Source organism: Rhizobium atlanticum, assembly GCF_030182485.1.
Lineage (GTDB): Bacteria > Pseudomonadota > Alphaproteobacteria > Rhizobiales > Rhizobiaceae > Rhizobium.
Genome location: NZ_JAQJCJ010000017.1, coordinates 84,183 through 97,151 on the forward strand (window position 1 = coordinate 84,183; position 12,969 = coordinate 97,151).

Sequence of the window (12,969 nt, forward strand, 5' to 3'; positions counted from 1 at the left end):
CGATGGCGGTTTCCGCGATTGAAACTCAGGAAAAGCCGCGGGTGGTATTGTCCGCCCGCGGCCTGCGCCGCGATTTCGGCGGCTTCACCGCCGTCAAGAATGTCGATCTCGACGTGCACGACGCAAGCGTGCATGCGCTGATCGGCCCGAACGGCGCCGGCAAGACCACGGTCTTCAACCTGCTGACGAAGTTCCTGCAGCCGACGTCTGGCACCATCACCCTGTTGGACACCGATATCACCGACACGCCGCCCGACAGGGTGGCGCGCATGGGGCTGGTGCGCTCCTTCCAGATCTCGGCGGTCTTCCCGCATCTCTCGGTCCTCGACAATGTGCGCGTGGCGCTGCAGCGGCCGAACCATCTGTCGACGCAGTTCTGGCGGCCACTGTCGGCGCTCGACCGGCTGAACGAGCGCGCCGAACAGCTGCTTGCGAGCGTTGGCCTTTCCAAGGAGCGCGACCATTTCGCCGCCGATCTTTCCTATGGCCGCAAGCGCGTGCTGGAGATCGCCACGACGCTGGCGCTGGAGCCGAAAGTGCTTCTACTCGACGAGCCGATGGCCGGAATGGGGCATGAGGATGTCGGCGTCGTCTCGGCGATCATCCGCGGTGTTGCCCGCGATCGGGCGGTGCTGATGGTCGAGCACAATCTTTCCGTCGTCGCCAATATCTGCCAGCAAGTCACCGTGCTGCAGCGCGGCGAGATCCTTGCCGAGGGCGATTATGCCACGGTCAGTCAGGATGAGCGCGTGCGCGAGGCCTACATGGGCACGGAGGAGCGCTGATGGCCGCTCTCCTCGAGGTTCAGGGCCTCAACGCCTGGTACGGCGAAAGCCATATATTGCACGGCGTCGACATGCATGTCGGCGAGGGCGAGACGATCACCATTCTCGGCCGCAACGGCGTCGGCAAGACGACGACGCTGCGCACCATCACCGGCATCGTGCGGACCCGCAAGGGAAGGATCAGCTTTGCCGGCAGCGACATGATGCATGTGCCGCTGCACAAGACGGCGCACCGCGGCATCGGCTTCGTGCCGGAGGAGCGCGGTATCTTTTCGACGCTCACCGTTTCGGAAAATCTGCTGCTGCCGCCGGTCGTTGCCAGCGGTGGCATGACGCTCGAGGAGATCTACGAGCTCTTCCCCAATCTCTACGAGCGCCGCGGCAGCCCGGGCACCAAACTATCAGGCGGCGAGCAGCAGATGCTGGCGATCGCGCGTATCCTGCGCACGGGTGTGCGGCTGCTGATCCTCGACGAACCGACGGAAGGGCTTGCTCCCGTCATCGTCCAGCGCATCGGCGAGGTGCTGAAGAAACTCAAGGAGCGCGGCATGACGATCCTGCTGGTCGAGCAGAACTTCCGCTTCGCCAGCCGTATTGCCGATCGCTTCTATCTGATGGATCATGGGCAGATGGTGTCGGAATTCCCGGTCGGCGAACTGCCGCAGCGTATGGATACGCTGCACAAGGTTCTGGGAGTGTGACCAGATGACGATGATCTTCGGCATTCCCCTGCAGGCGCTGCTCGGCCAGCTTCTGATCGGCCTGATCAACGGCTCCTTCTATGCGCTGCTCAGCCTCGGCCTCGCGATCATTTTCGGCCTTCTAAGGGTGATCAACTTCGCCCATGGCGCCCAATATATGCTCGGCGCCTTCGTCGCCTATCTGTTGTTGACCTATGCTGGCATCGGCTACTGGCCGTCGCTGATCCTGGCGCCCGTCATCGTCGGACTTGCCGGCGCGATCATCGAGCGGCTGTTCCTGCGCCGGCTCTACGATCTCGATCCGCTCTACGGCCTGCTCTTCACCTTCGGGCTGGCGCTCGCCGTCGAGGGCACCTTCCGCTATCTCTACGGCTCGTCCGGCCAGCCCTACGCGACGCCCCCAGCCCTTGCAGGCGGCGCCAATCTCGGCTTCATGTTCCTGCCGATCTATCGCGGCTGGGTGGTCGTCGTCTCGCTCGTCGTCTGCCTCGGAACATGGCTGCTGATCGAGAAGACCAAACTCGGGGCCTACCTTCGCGCCGCCACCGAAAACTCGGTCCTGGTGCAGGTCTTCGGCGTCAACGTGCCGGTGCTGCTCACGCTCACTTACGCGCTTGGGACCGGGCTTGCGGCCTTTGCCGGCGTGCTGGCCGCACCGATTTATCAGGTCTCGCCGCTGATGGGCTCGAACATGATCATCGTCGTCTTCGCCGTGGTCGTCGTCGGCGGCATGGGATCGATCATGGGCGCGATCATCACCGGTTACGTGCTCGGCATCGCCGAGGGACTGACCAAGGTCTTCTATCCCGAGGCATCCAACATCGTGATCTTCGTCATCATGGCGATCGTGCTTCTCATCAGGCCCGCGGGCCTTTTCGGCCGGGATGCTTGACATGGCTGACATCACCGAAACCATCCGAACTGAAAAAAGCCGAACCGCTCTGTCGGTCCAGGCCGGCTTCCTTCTCGTGGGGCTGCTGCTTCTGCTGCTCGCCCCGTTTTTCTTCTATCCGATCTTCCTGATGAAGCTGCTGTGCTTCGCGCTGTTTGCCTGCGCGTTCAACCTGCTGCTCGGCTATACCGGCCTGCTTTCCTTCGGCCATGCCACCTTCTTCGGCGGGGCGGCCTATTTTACCGCCTATACGGTAAAGTCATGGGGGCTGCCGCCGGAGCTCGGCATTCTGATTGGCGTGGCGGGCGCTGCGTTCCTCGGCCTCGTCATGGGTTTCTTCGCCATCCGCCGCCAGGGCATCTATTTCGCGATGATCACGCTGGCACTGTCGCAGATGTTCTTCTTCTTCTGCCTGCAGGCGAAGTTCACTGAGGGCGAAGACGGCATCCAGTCGGTGCCGCGCGGCCATCTCTTCGGCGTCATCGATCTCAACAGCTCGACCAACATGTATTATTTCGTGCTCGCCGTGTTCATTATCGGCGTGCTGATTATCTGGCGTTTCATCAATTCGCCCTTCGGCATGATCCTGAAATCGATCCGCGAAAACGAGCAAAGAGCGATCTCTCTCGGTTATTCCGTGGCACGCTACAAGCTCGGCGCCTTCGTCATGTCGGCGGCGCTGGCCGGGCTGGCGGGCGCGGTGAAATCGATCGTCTTCCAGTTCGCGACGCTCACCGACGTCGCCTGGCAGATGTCGGGCGAGGTGATCCTGATGACACTGCTCGGCGGTATCGGCACGTTGATCGGCCCGCTTTTCGGTGCTGGGTTGGTGGTGGCGCTGGAAAACTACCTCGCCACCTCGGAATTCCCGGTGACGATCATCACCGGCATCGTCTTCATGGTCTGCGTGCTGATCTTCCGCCGCGGCATCATCGGCGAATTCTATGCTTCGCGGCTGGGGCGGAGACTAGGCTTCGTCTATCGCCGCTGACCTCTCCTCTCCCGCAGCGCGGGCAGAGGCAGGCGGCAAGCATCTGGAGTTTCGTGAGGGGCATGGACCGCTACGACTACATCATCATCGGGGCAGGCAGTGCCGGCTGCGTGCTCGCCAACCGGCTATCGGCCGACGGCAGGAGCCGCGTGCTGCTATTGGAAGCCGGCGGCAGCGACAATTACCATTGGATCCATATTCCGGTCGGTTATCTCTATTGCATCAACAATCCACGCACCGACTGGTGCTTCACCACCGCGCCGGAAGCCGGGCTGAACGGCCGGGCGCTGAGCTATCCCCGCGGAAAAGTGCTCGGCGGCTGCTCTTCGATCAATGGCATGATCTATATGCGCGGGCAGGCGCGCGATTACGATCTCTGGCGGCAGATGGGCTGCACCGGCTGGGGATGGGACGATGTTCTGCCCTTCTTCCGCAAGTCAGAGGATTTTTACCGCGGCGAAGACGAGATGCATGGGGCCGGCGGCGAATGGCGCATCGAGAAGGCGCGTGTGCGCTGGGCCGTGCTGGACGCTTTCCAGCAGGCGGCGAGGGAAGCCGGCATTCCGGAGACAGAGGATTTCAACCGCGGCAACAACGAAGGCTCCGGCTATTTCGACGTCAACCAGCGCTCCGGCATTCGCTGGAACACGTCGAAGGCCTTCCTGCGCCCGGCGATGCGGCGCGCCAACCTGACGGTGCTGACCAAGGCGCAGGTCCGGCGGCTGCTGGTGGAGGAGGGGGCCGTCGTCGGCGTCGAATTCCAGCATCAGGGCGCTGCGAAGCGCACCTATGCGGCGAAAGAAACGGTGCTTTCGGCCGGTTCCATCGGTTCGCCGCATATTCTCGAGCTATCGGGCATTGGCAGGGGCGAAGTTCTGCGGCAGGCGGGTGTCGATGTGGTCACCGAGGTAAAGGCGGTCGGCGAGAACCTGCAGGATCATTTGCAACTGCGCCTGGCTTATAAGGTGACCGGGGTTCCGACGCTGAACGAGAAGGCGACGAAGCTGATCGGCAAGGCGGCGATCGGGCTCGAATATCTCGTCCGCCGCTCCGGCCCGATGGCGATGGCGCCGAGCCAGCTCGGCATCTTCACCCGGTCAGGCCCGGACCGGGAAACGCCGGATCTGCAATATCATGTGCAGCCGGTGTCGCTGGAGAAGTTCGGCGATCCGGTCCATCCTTTCCCGGCGATCACTGCCAGCGTCTGCAATCTGAGGCCCGAAAGCCGCGGTTCGGTGCACCTGTCGAGCCCGGATTTCGCCGCCCAGCCGACCATCAGCCCGAAGTACCTCTCGACGCAGCGCGACCGTGACATAGCTGTCCGTTCAATACGGTTGACGCGCAGGATCGTGGCGCAGCCGTCCTTCGCCCGTTTTAGGCCGGAAGAATTCAAGCCCGGGCCGAACTACCAGACGGAGGCCGATCTGGAGCGGGCGGCGGGCGATATCGGCACGACGATCTTTCATCCGGTTGGTACCTGCCGTATGGGGGCCGACCGGGACAGCGTCGTCGATCCCAGGCTGAAACTAAGGGCGCTCGGCAAGCTCAGGATCGCCGACGCCTCGGTGATGCCGTCGATCACCTCGGGCAACACCAATTCGCCGACCATCATGATCGCCGAAAAGGCGGCGGGGATGATCCTCGAAGACAATCGATAGGAGAAGACCATGGCAAAGATTGCATTCATCGGCCTCGGCAATATGGGCGGCCCGATGGCGGCCAATCTCGTCAAGGCAGGCCACGAGGTCCTTGGCTTCGATCTCGCTGCTTCGGTGCTGAAGGCGGCCGAGGCAAGCGGCGTCAAGCCGGCAAGCCATGCCAGCCAAGCGGTCAAGGACGCGGAGATCATCATCACGATGCTGCCGCAGGGCCGGCATGTGCTGACGGCTTGGACCGATATCCTGCAGACCGCTGCGCAGGGCACGCTGGTCATCGATTGCTCCACAATCGATGTGGAAAGCAGCCGCAAGGCGCATGAAATGGCCAAGGCCGCAGGCTGCCTGTCGCTCGACGCGCCCGTCTCCGGCGGTACGGGTGGGGCGAGCGCGGGCACGCTGACGTTCATGGCGGGCGGCTCGGACGAAGCCTTCGCGCGGGCGAAGCCGATCCTCGAGGCGATGGGGAAGAGGATCGTCCATTGCGGCGAGGCCGGCGCTGGCCAGGCGGCGAAGATCTGCAACAATATGATCCTCGGCATCTCGATGGTCGGCGTCTGCGAGGCTTTCGTGCTGGCCGAAAAACTCGGCCTCTCGCATCAGGCTCTGTTCGACGTCGCCTCGACCTCATCAGGCCAGTGCTGGTCGATCAATACCTATTGCCCGGTGCCCGGGCCGGTGCCGACCTCGCCCGCCAACAACGGCTACAAGCCGGGTTTCGCCGCGGCGCTGATGCTAAAGGATCTCAAGCTCTCGCAGGAGGCGGCGCTGGCAAGCGGCGCCTCGACGCCTCTCGGCGCGGAGGCAGCGCAGCTTTATTCGCTCTTCGAAAAGCAGGGTAACGGCGGTCGGGATTTCTCCGCCATCATCGAGATGTTCCGCGAAAAGGTGTGAGGCGGCGGCCTATAAGAGATAGCTGACCGGCTCGTTTCGCACCGGATGCGCGAAGACGCCCATTCCGACGCCGAAAATCGAATGCAGCTTCTCGGCCTGCATGATCTCGCCGGGCGTGCCTTCGGCCGTGATCCGGCCGCGGTTCAGTGCGACGATCGCGTCGCAGTAGCGGGCGGCGAGATTGATATCGTGCAACACGATGATGACGGTCAGCCCGCGTTCATGGCTGAGTTGCTGTACCAGGGAGAGGACGCTGGCCTGATGGGCGAGGTCGAGCGCCGATGTCGGTTCATCGAGCATCAGGCAGCGGGCATCCTGGGCGAGCATCATGGCAATCCAGGCGCGCTGGCGCTCGCCGCCGGACATGTCGGCAACGAGGCGATTGGCAAAATCCTGAAGCTCGGTGCGGGCGATTGCCTCCTCCACCTTGCTGTGATCCGTCGCGGTGAAGCGGCCGAGCGTGCCATGCCAGGGAAAACGGCCAAGCGCCACCAGTTCCCGCACAGACATCCCGTCGGTCGCCGGCGTGAATTGCGGCATATAGGCCACGTGCCGGGCAAATTCCCGCGCCCCCCAGTCAGCCGCCGCCCTGCCGCCGAAGGTAATGGTGCCGGATTGCGGCCCGATCTGGCGGGCGATGATCTTCAAAAGCGTGCTCTTGCCGGACCCGTTCGGCCCCACCAGCCCGTAGATGCGGCCTGCTTCAAGGGTCAGGTCGATGCCGCAGAGGATTGGCTTCGGGCCGATGGCATAGGTGATTCCCGACAGGGCAAGGAAAGACGACGGCATGGTCTGCTCCGGGTTCGGCGCTGCAGGTTGGGGAGTGCCTCTGACATGCATCGGCCTCCCATCCACACCCGGTTCCTGCAAAACTAAACCTGGATTGTCAACTTACCTTTTCTCTGGAGAAGGTGAGACCGCGGGGAATTGCCGCGGCCGCGGGTATAATCAACGTTCATCATGTCTTCGATACCGAAAAACTTAGCCTGGCATCGCCGAAAAGGATGTCGATCTCGCCGGGTTCGGCCAGTTCGATCGCGCCGCTCAACGTGCCCGTTGTGATCAGCGCGCCTGCCTTAAGTGATGTTTGCGGACGCAAGCCGTCATTGGCGTAGTCGACGAGCCAAGTGAGAACGTCGCCCTTCGGATGCTGGGCAGGGCCGTCATAGATGGTGCGCCCGGCATGCGTGACCTTGAGCGGGGTGCCGCCGGCGGTATCAACAAGGCTGTTGTCGAGCCTCGGGCCGAGCACATAGCCGCTGTTGCCGAGGCGGTCGGCGGCAAACAGCAGGAAGGAAACGCTGCCGCTTTCCCTGACGGCGCTGATCAGCAGTTCGGCGCCGAGATGGACGGCGGAGATCGCCTCGACCACGTCGGCGCGGCTGTACGGCTTGCCCGCGCGGATCGGCAGGTCCTTGCCGAGGCGCACGGCGATCTCGGTTTCGAATTTCAGCCCTGGATACCAGGGGATTTCAGCACCTGAGACGGCTTCGGCATAGGGATGCAGCGGACCGCTGACGGCCTGGCCTTGCGGCGAAACCGTCACCTTCCATGCATTGCTGGAAATGCCGTCGGCCGCGGCGAGAAAATGCTGCGCTTCCATCGCCTGTTGGAGGTCGGCAGGCGACAGAAAGGCGCTGGTCGCCTCCTGTCTGCCGGCCCGCCGCAGACTGTAAAGCCTGGCTGCTAGGGCGCGCGGATCGAATGCTTCTGTCATGCTGTCTCCCGGACCTGAGTTTCGAGGCGTCACACTAACCGCAAGCCGGTGAGGAACAAGGGGGCGTTGCAGGAAAAGCTCCTATTCCATTTCCGCGAACCAGCGATCGCGATAGACCTTCAACCCGGCAATTTCGGACGGCGGAACATGTGTCTCGGCACCGGAGACTGGCCGGATGCCAGTCAGAAGTGCAGCCCCCTGGCTGGTGCCGGTGGAGCCTGGATGGGCGACAACAACACGGCCGGTGAGGGCGGCGAGCAGCTTAAGATAGGGTTCGTTCAGGGCAAAAGGCCCTTCGACGACAACAGGGCCCTTGGCGCCGATCAGCCCGAGGCAGGCATCGGTCATCAGCGCCAGATAAAGACAGGCAGCGGCATGACGCGCCTCGCGGCCTGCTCCCTCCGCGCCGATCCACCGGCTTGCCTTTCCGGGAAAGGGTCCGGAGCCGGGGGCGACGTTGGGCAACAGCATCATGCCCTTGCCGATCACCGCACCGATCGCAGCCCAGGCGGCCTCGTCATCCACCGGACCGATCTCGGCCGAAAGAATTTCGAATTCCCGCCCGCCCATGAAACGCGAGGAGGGAACGGCGCGGCCATAGGCGTCGACGTTGGCAAGCGCATCGCGGCTCGGATCAAGATGGTCGAGCTCGCCGCCGACGCCGAAATTGATCACCCACGTGCCAGTGGAGACGACGGCGAAGGGCGCTTCGCGATGAACCAGATGCGGCAGCAGCGAGGCGTTGGAATCGTGGATGCCGCAATAGACCGGCACCGGCGCTGAAAGCCCGAGCGCGGCGGCAATCTCGGGCAGGACCGGGCCGAGCGCATCGAAGGCGGAACGGATCGGCGCCATCAGATCGCGGATGCCGAGCCGGTCGACGAGCGAGGAATAGCTTGATGTTTTCGGGTTCCAGAGGTCGGTGTGGCAGCCGAGCGACGTCAGTTCATTGGCGGCGACTCCGGTCAGTCGCGCCGTCCAGTATTGCGCATAGGTGAGGATGGTTGCGACCTCGGCGAAGTCTTCCGGAAAGGCGCTCTTCTGGTAGTGCAGCTGCGCGCCGACATTGAGGCCCATCGCCAGGCGCGGCGAGAAGGTTTCGGCGAAGGAGGGACGCAAAGCGGTATAGGAATCGCGGATCGCCTCAGGATATTCGTGTTCGTAATCGATCACAGGCATGGCGAGCGCGCCATTGCGGTCGAGCAGTGCGGCTGCGGCGCCGTGGGTGGTAATCGAAATGGCATCGAAACCCGGTTCCCGCGCCAGGCTCTTCAGCGCATCGAGAGCGAAGGCCCAGAGCGCCTCTATGTCGTAATGCGGGTAGGGACCTTTCTTGATCGCAATGTTCGGCCGCTTCAGGACGGCAATTTCGGCACCGGTCGCGCTGTCGAGCACGACGACCTTGGCATTGGTCTTGCCGATGTCGAGGACGGCGATGCGGCGGTAGGAGCTGGCGGTCATGGCATATGGAAGAGGGTGACGAGGTCGCTTTGAACGGGCGAATTATCCGGATTGGTCGCCATGATATCGGCCATATGAGCCCACCATTTCTTCATGACAGGATGGTCCGGCAAGCTCGCCATCGTGTGATCGGTTGGCCGCGTGAGAACGCCGAACAGCATATTGGTCTCGCGGTCGAGATGGATGGAATAGTCGCTGGCGCCCGACTGATGCAGGAGATCGACCAGTTCCGGCCAGATCTCGTCATGCCGCTTGCGGTATTCGGCTTCCATTCCGGGATTGAGCTGCATCTTGAAGGCGTGTTTTTCCAGGGTCATCGGGAGCTCATGAGCTTGATGCGGCGGGCGAGGATCGGGATGGCGATGGTGATGATCAGAAGCAGGCCGATGAAAATCGACATGACGATGCCGGGCACGTTCAAGAGGCCGAGGCCGAAGGTGACGAGGCCCATTACGAAGGCGGCGATGACGACGCCGCCGATCGTGCCGGAGCCGCCGAGGATCGAGATGCCGCCGAGAACGACCATGGTGACGACTTCGAGTTCCCAGCCCTGGGCGATCGACGGCCGGGTCGAGCCGAGGCGCGAGGTCAGGCAAACGGCAGCAATGCCGCTCATGATGCCGGTCAGCAGGAAAAGAATGAATTTGACGCGTTCGACCGGAATGCCGGAGAAGCGGGCGGCGAAATCGTTGTTGCCGATCGCATAGACCTGCCGGCCGAAATTCGTCGCGTGCAGCAGGATGGCGAAGAGAATCGCCAGCACGATGAATAGCACGAATTCGAACGAGAACACCCAGACGACATAACCCTGGCCGAAATAGGCGAAGTCGGCCGGATACTTGCCATAGGCCTGGTCGCCGAGCACGATATAGGAAATGCCGCGGAACAGGCTCATCGTGCCGATGGTGACGACGATCGACGGCAGCTTCAGCACCGAAACGAGCACGCCGTTGAAGATGCCGCAGGCAAGGCCGGTGCCGATGCCGATCAGCACCAGGCCCGGCGTGCCGATGCCGGCCTGTGCTGCCGCGCCCATCGCCGTCGAGGCGAGCGCGATGATCGCGGCCACCGAGAGGTCGATCTCGCCCGAGATGACGAGCAGCGCCATGGCGAAGGCGATCATTGCCTTTTCGGTGAAGTTGAATGTGGCGTCCGACAGGTTCCAGGCATCGAGGAAATAGGGCGAGGCCAGGGAATTGAAGATGAAGATCAGGACGGCGACGCCAAAGAGCAGCACTTCCCAGCTTGCGACGATGCGGCGGAAGGGCGTGCCGAGGCGGTCGGGGATGACGCGCTTTTCGTGGGTGGACAGGGTGCTCATGCTGCGGCCTCCGTTCTGATTTCGGCTGCGGCGCGGTCGCGCAGGATGATGCGGCCCCGGTTGCGCTCACGCCGGGCGTTGAAGGCGACGGCGAGAATGATGACGGTGCCGGAGATCGCCATCTGCGTGAAGGGCGAAATGCCGATGACCGGCAGGGCGTTCTTGATGACGCCGAGGAAGAGTGCGCCGAGCACCGTGCCGGCGACCGAGCCGACGCCGCCAGCAATCGAAATGCCGCCGATGACGCAGGCCGCGACGCTGTCGAGTTCGAAGCCGTTGGCGATATCGACATAGGCGACCGCGTAACGCGACACCCAGAGATAGCTGGAGAGGCCGGCAAGCGCGCCTGACAACACGAAAGCCAGGAACTTCGTCCGGCCGGTTTCGATGCCGGCATAGACGGCCGCTGTTGGATTGCCGCCGGTCGCATAGGCCGCGCGGCCGAATTGGCTGTAGCGCAGCAGCATATACATCAGCGCGACGATGACGATCGCAACCCAGCTCAGCATCGGCAGGCCGAGGATCGGCGTGCGGGGAACGGCGAGGAAGGTTGGCGTCATCTGGTGTGCGTTCACCCAGGCGCCGCCCGACAGCACGAAGGCCATGCCGCGATAGATGGTGAGGGTGCCGAGGGTGACGACGATCGGCGGGATTTCGAGGCGCCAGACGAGGAAGCCGTTGATAGTGCCTAGGGCCGCGCCGATCACCACCGCCGCAAGGATCAGCACGATCAGCGGCAGGCCCGGAAAGGCCGCGTTCATCATCGCGATTGCCATGCCGGTGAAGGCGAGATTGGCGGCAACCGAGAGATCGATCGATTTCGTCAGGATGACCGTCATCTGGGCAAGCGCCAGGATGATGAGGATCGCGGTGTCGTTGAAGATGCCGGCGAGATTGTCCGGTGTGGCGAAATCGGCGGCCCGCGTCGAGAAGGCGGCAATCATTACCACGATGATGGCAAAGAGCAGATTTTCGCGTTTTTTGATCAGTTTGGCCATGCTCATCACCTCATGCATTTCCGGTCGCCGCGCGCACCAGCGCTTCCGGCGAAAGCTGATCGCGCTCGAAGAGCCCGGCGGACAGGCCTTCCTTCATGACAAGCACCCGGTCCGACATGCCGATGATTTCGGGCAGTTCGGACGAGATCATGATGATCGAGAGGCCCTCTGCGGCAAGCTCGCTGATGAAGCCGTGGACGGCGGCCTTCGAGCCGATGTCGATGCCCTTCGTCGGCTCGTCGAGGATGATGACCTTGGGCATCGTGGCGAGCCACTTGCCGATGACGACCTTCTGCTGATTGCCGCCCGACAGGGTGCCGACCGGGACGGAGAGGGCTGCGGCGCGCAGATCCAGCCGCTCGGCATATTTGCGGGCGAGCGCGAGTTCTTCCGCCGCCTGCAGGAAACCTTTGCGCGAGGTCCGTGTCAGCGACGGCAGCGTCATGTTCTGGTAGATCGGCATCGGTAGCGCCAGGCCGTGGCGGCCGCGCTCCTCCGGCACATAGACGATGCCGGCCTTGATGGCATCATGCGGCGAATGGATCGAAATTTCCCGGCCCTCGAGCGTCAGCCGCCCCGATAGCGGCTTGGTGATGCCGAAGAGCGATTGCGCCAATTCCGAGCGGCCGGCGCCGATCAGGCCGTAAATGCCGAGGATCTCGCCCTTGCGAAGCGTCAGCGAAATGTCGCGGAACTCGGTGCGGTGACTGTATTTTTCGACTTCGAGCACCGGGCCGCCGATGGCAACCTCGATCTTCGGAAAAACGTTTTCGACGTCGCGGCCGACCATCATGCGGACAATTTCGTCCTGCGGCGTTTCCTTCAGCCGCCCCTGGCCGACGGCGCGGCCGTCGCGGAAGACAACGAAATCGTCGGCGATTTCGTAAAGCTCGTCGAACTTATGGCTGATGAACAGGATCGCCTTGCCCTGCTCCTTCAGGCCCTTGATGATGCGGAAGAGATCGTCGATCTCCTTGCGCGAAAGGGCGGCCGTCGGCTCGTCCATGATGACGATGCGGGCCTCGATCGACAAAGCGCGGGCAATCGCTACCAGGTGGCGCTGCGCGATCGAGAGGTCCTTCAGCCGGATCGTCGGGTCGATATTGCTTTCAAGTGCGGTCAGCAGCGTCTTCGAGCGGCTGTTCATCACCTGCCAGTCGATGGTGCGAAAGCGCGTGCGCGGCGCATGGCCGAGGAAGATGTTTTCGGCAACCGTCAGCTCGTCGAACAGCACGGTTTCCTGATGGATGGCGGTGACTCCGGCGTCGATCGCGGCCTGGGCGCTGGCGAAGCTCGTCGGCTGGCCATCGACGAGAATCTCGCCTTCGTTCGGCCTGTAGATGCCGGTCAGGATCTTCACGAGCGTCGATTTGCCGGCGCCGTTTTCGCCGATCAGCGCCGTCACCGTACCGGGATGGAGCGCAATGCTGACATTGTCGAGCGCCTTCACCCCGGGAAAGATCTGGGAGATGCCGCACATTTCCAGAATGGCGGGCGCTTCGCCGGTTTTGCTGTCCGTGGCGGGTTGTTGAAAGGCAGCGTTCATCAGCTTCT

13 protein-coding genes are annotated in these 12,969 nt (G+C 63.0%); 6 read left to right on the forward strand and 7 right to left on the reverse strand.

The annotated features are described in order from the left end of the window. Positions 1–2: 2 nt before the first annotated feature. The 6 genes from PH551_RS23295 to mmsB all read left to right on the forward strand — a co-directional run bounded on the left by PH551_RS23295 (position 3) and on the right by mmsB (position 5,918). Positions 3–785: an ABC transporter ATP-binding protein gene (locus PH551_RS23295; protein WP_285195213.1), complete on the forward strand. Its 783-nt coding sequence runs from the start codon at positions 3–5 to the stop codon at positions 783–785. Beyond that, positions 785–1,486 carry an ABC transporter ATP-binding protein gene (locus tag PH551_RS23300; protein ID WP_085781076.1) on the forward strand — a complete coding sequence of 234 codons (702 nt, stop codon included), beginning with the start codon at positions 785–787 and terminating at the stop codon, positions 1,484–1,486. Before PH551_RS23295 ends, PH551_RS23300 begins: the two co-directional genes overlap by 1 nt. A gap of 4 nt (positions 1,487–1,490) precedes the next feature. Then, the gene (locus PH551_RS23305; RefSeq protein ID WP_285195214.1) at positions 1,491–2,378 is read left to right on the forward strand and encodes a branched-chain amino acid ABC transporter permease; all 888 of its coding nucleotides are present in this window, start codon (positions 1,491–1,493) and stop codon (positions 2,376–2,378) included. Position 2,379: 1 nt separating this feature from the next. Continuing rightward, on the forward strand, positions 2,380–3,369 hold the full coding sequence (locus tag PH551_RS23310) for a branched-chain amino acid ABC transporter permease (protein ID WP_285195215.1): 990 nt from the start codon (positions 2,380–2,382) through the stop codon (positions 3,367–3,369). A 62-nt stretch (positions 3,370–3,431) separates the two neighbouring features. Next, a complete protein-coding gene (locus tag PH551_RS23315) occupies positions 3,432–5,027 on the forward strand; it encodes a GMC family oxidoreductase (RefSeq protein WP_285195216.1) in 1,596 nt (531 codons plus the stop codon). 9 nt (positions 5,028–5,036) lie between these two features. Beyond that, positions 5,037–5,918, forward strand: coding sequence for a 3-hydroxyisobutyrate dehydrogenase (gene mmsB / locus PH551_RS23320; RefSeq protein WP_183701216.1), 882 nt, complete (start codon positions 5,037–5,039; stop codon positions 5,916–5,918). Between the two features lie 9 nt (positions 5,919–5,927). Here mmsB and PH551_RS23325 read toward each other — a convergent pair whose 3' ends face one another. From PH551_RS23325 to PH551_RS23355, 7 genes are all read right to left on the reverse strand, one after another. Then, complete coding sequence (locus PH551_RS23325; RefSeq protein WP_285195217.1) at positions 5,928–6,707, reverse strand: ABC transporter ATP-binding protein; 780 nt, start codon at positions 6,705–6,707, stop codon at positions 5,928–5,930. Between the two features lie 169 nt (positions 6,708–6,876). Then, positions 6,877–7,635 (reverse strand): fumarylacetoacetate hydrolase family protein, encoded by a 759-nt coding sequence (locus tag PH551_RS23330; RefSeq protein WP_285195218.1) that lies wholly within the window; start codon positions 7,633–7,635, stop codon positions 6,877–6,879. An 81-nt stretch (positions 7,636–7,716) separates the two neighbouring features. Then, positions 7,717–9,096 carry an FGGY-family carbohydrate kinase gene (locus PH551_RS23335; protein WP_285195219.1) on the reverse strand — a complete coding sequence of 460 codons (1,380 nt, stop codon included), beginning with the start codon at positions 9,094–9,096 and terminating at the stop codon, positions 7,717–7,719. Further along, the gene (gene rhaM, locus PH551_RS23340; RefSeq protein WP_285195220.1) at positions 9,093–9,413 is read right to left on the reverse strand and encodes an L-rhamnose mutarotase; all 321 of its coding nucleotides are present in this window, start codon (positions 9,411–9,413) and stop codon (positions 9,093–9,095) included. Before rhaM ends, PH551_RS23335 begins: the two co-directional genes overlap by 4 nt. Further along, complete coding sequence (locus tag PH551_RS23345; protein WP_285195221.1) at positions 9,410–10,417, reverse strand: ABC transporter permease; 1,008 nt, start codon at positions 10,415–10,417, stop codon at positions 9,410–9,412. Before PH551_RS23345 ends, rhaM begins: the two co-directional genes overlap by 4 nt. After that, positions 10,414–11,415: an ABC transporter permease gene (locus PH551_RS23350; RefSeq protein WP_285195222.1), complete on the reverse strand. Its 1,002-nt coding sequence runs from the start codon at positions 11,413–11,415 to the stop codon at positions 10,414–10,416. Before PH551_RS23350 ends, PH551_RS23345 begins: the two co-directional genes overlap by 4 nt. Before the next feature lie 10 nt (positions 11,416–11,425). Beyond that, a complete protein-coding gene (locus PH551_RS23355) occupies positions 11,426–12,961 on the reverse strand; it encodes a sugar ABC transporter ATP-binding protein (RefSeq protein WP_285195223.1) in 1,536 nt (511 codons plus the stop codon). Positions 12,962–12,969 lie beyond the last annotated feature (8 nt).

Excerpts from the sequence above, each read along its gene's own strand:
- PH551_RS23295 (WP_285195213.1), top strand. The coding sequence starts at position 3 with ATGGCGGTTTCCGCGATTGAAACTCAGGAAAAGCCGCGGGTGGTATTG.
- PH551_RS23300 (WP_085781076.1), top strand. The coding sequence starts at position 785 with ATGGCCGCTCTCCTCGAGGTTCAGGGCCTCAACGCCTGGTACGGCGAA.
- PH551_RS23305 (WP_285195214.1), top strand. The coding sequence starts at position 1,491 with ATGACGATGATCTTCGGCATTCCCCTGCAGGCGCTGCTCGGCCAGCTT.
- PH551_RS23310 (WP_285195215.1), top strand. The coding sequence starts at position 2,380 with ATGGCTGACATCACCGAAACCATCCGAACTGAAAAAAGCCGAACCGCT.
- PH551_RS23315 (WP_285195216.1), top strand. The coding sequence starts at position 3,432 with ATGGACCGCTACGACTACATCATCATCGGGGCAGGCAGTGCCGGCTGC.
- mmsB (WP_183701216.1), top strand. The coding sequence starts at position 5,037 with ATGGCAAAGATTGCATTCATCGGCCTCGGCAATATGGGCGGCCCGATG.
- PH551_RS23325 (WP_285195217.1), bottom strand. The coding sequence starts at position 6,707 with ATGCCGTCGTCTTTCCTTGCCCTGTCGGGAATCACCTATGCCATCGGC.
- PH551_RS23330 (WP_285195218.1), bottom strand. The coding sequence starts at position 7,635 with ATGACAGAAGCATTCGATCCGCGCGCCCTAGCAGCCAGGCTTTACAGT.
- PH551_RS23335 (WP_285195219.1), bottom strand. The coding sequence starts at position 9,096 with ATGACCGCCAGCTCCTACCGCCGCATCGCCGTCCTCGACATCGGCAAG.
- rhaM (WP_285195220.1), bottom strand. The coding sequence starts at position 9,413 with ATGACCCTGGAAAAACACGCCTTCAAGATGCAGCTCAATCCCGGAATG.
- PH551_RS23345 (WP_285195221.1), bottom strand. The coding sequence starts at position 10,417 with ATGAGCACCCTGTCCACCCACGAAAAGCGCGTCATCCCCGACCGCCTC.
- PH551_RS23350 (WP_285195222.1), bottom strand. The coding sequence starts at position 11,415 with ATGGCCAAACTGATCAAAAAACGCGAAAATCTGCTCTTTGCCATCATC.
- PH551_RS23355 (WP_285195223.1), bottom strand. The coding sequence starts at position 12,961 with ATGAACGCTGCCTTTCAACAACCCGCCACGGACAGCAAAACCGGCGAA.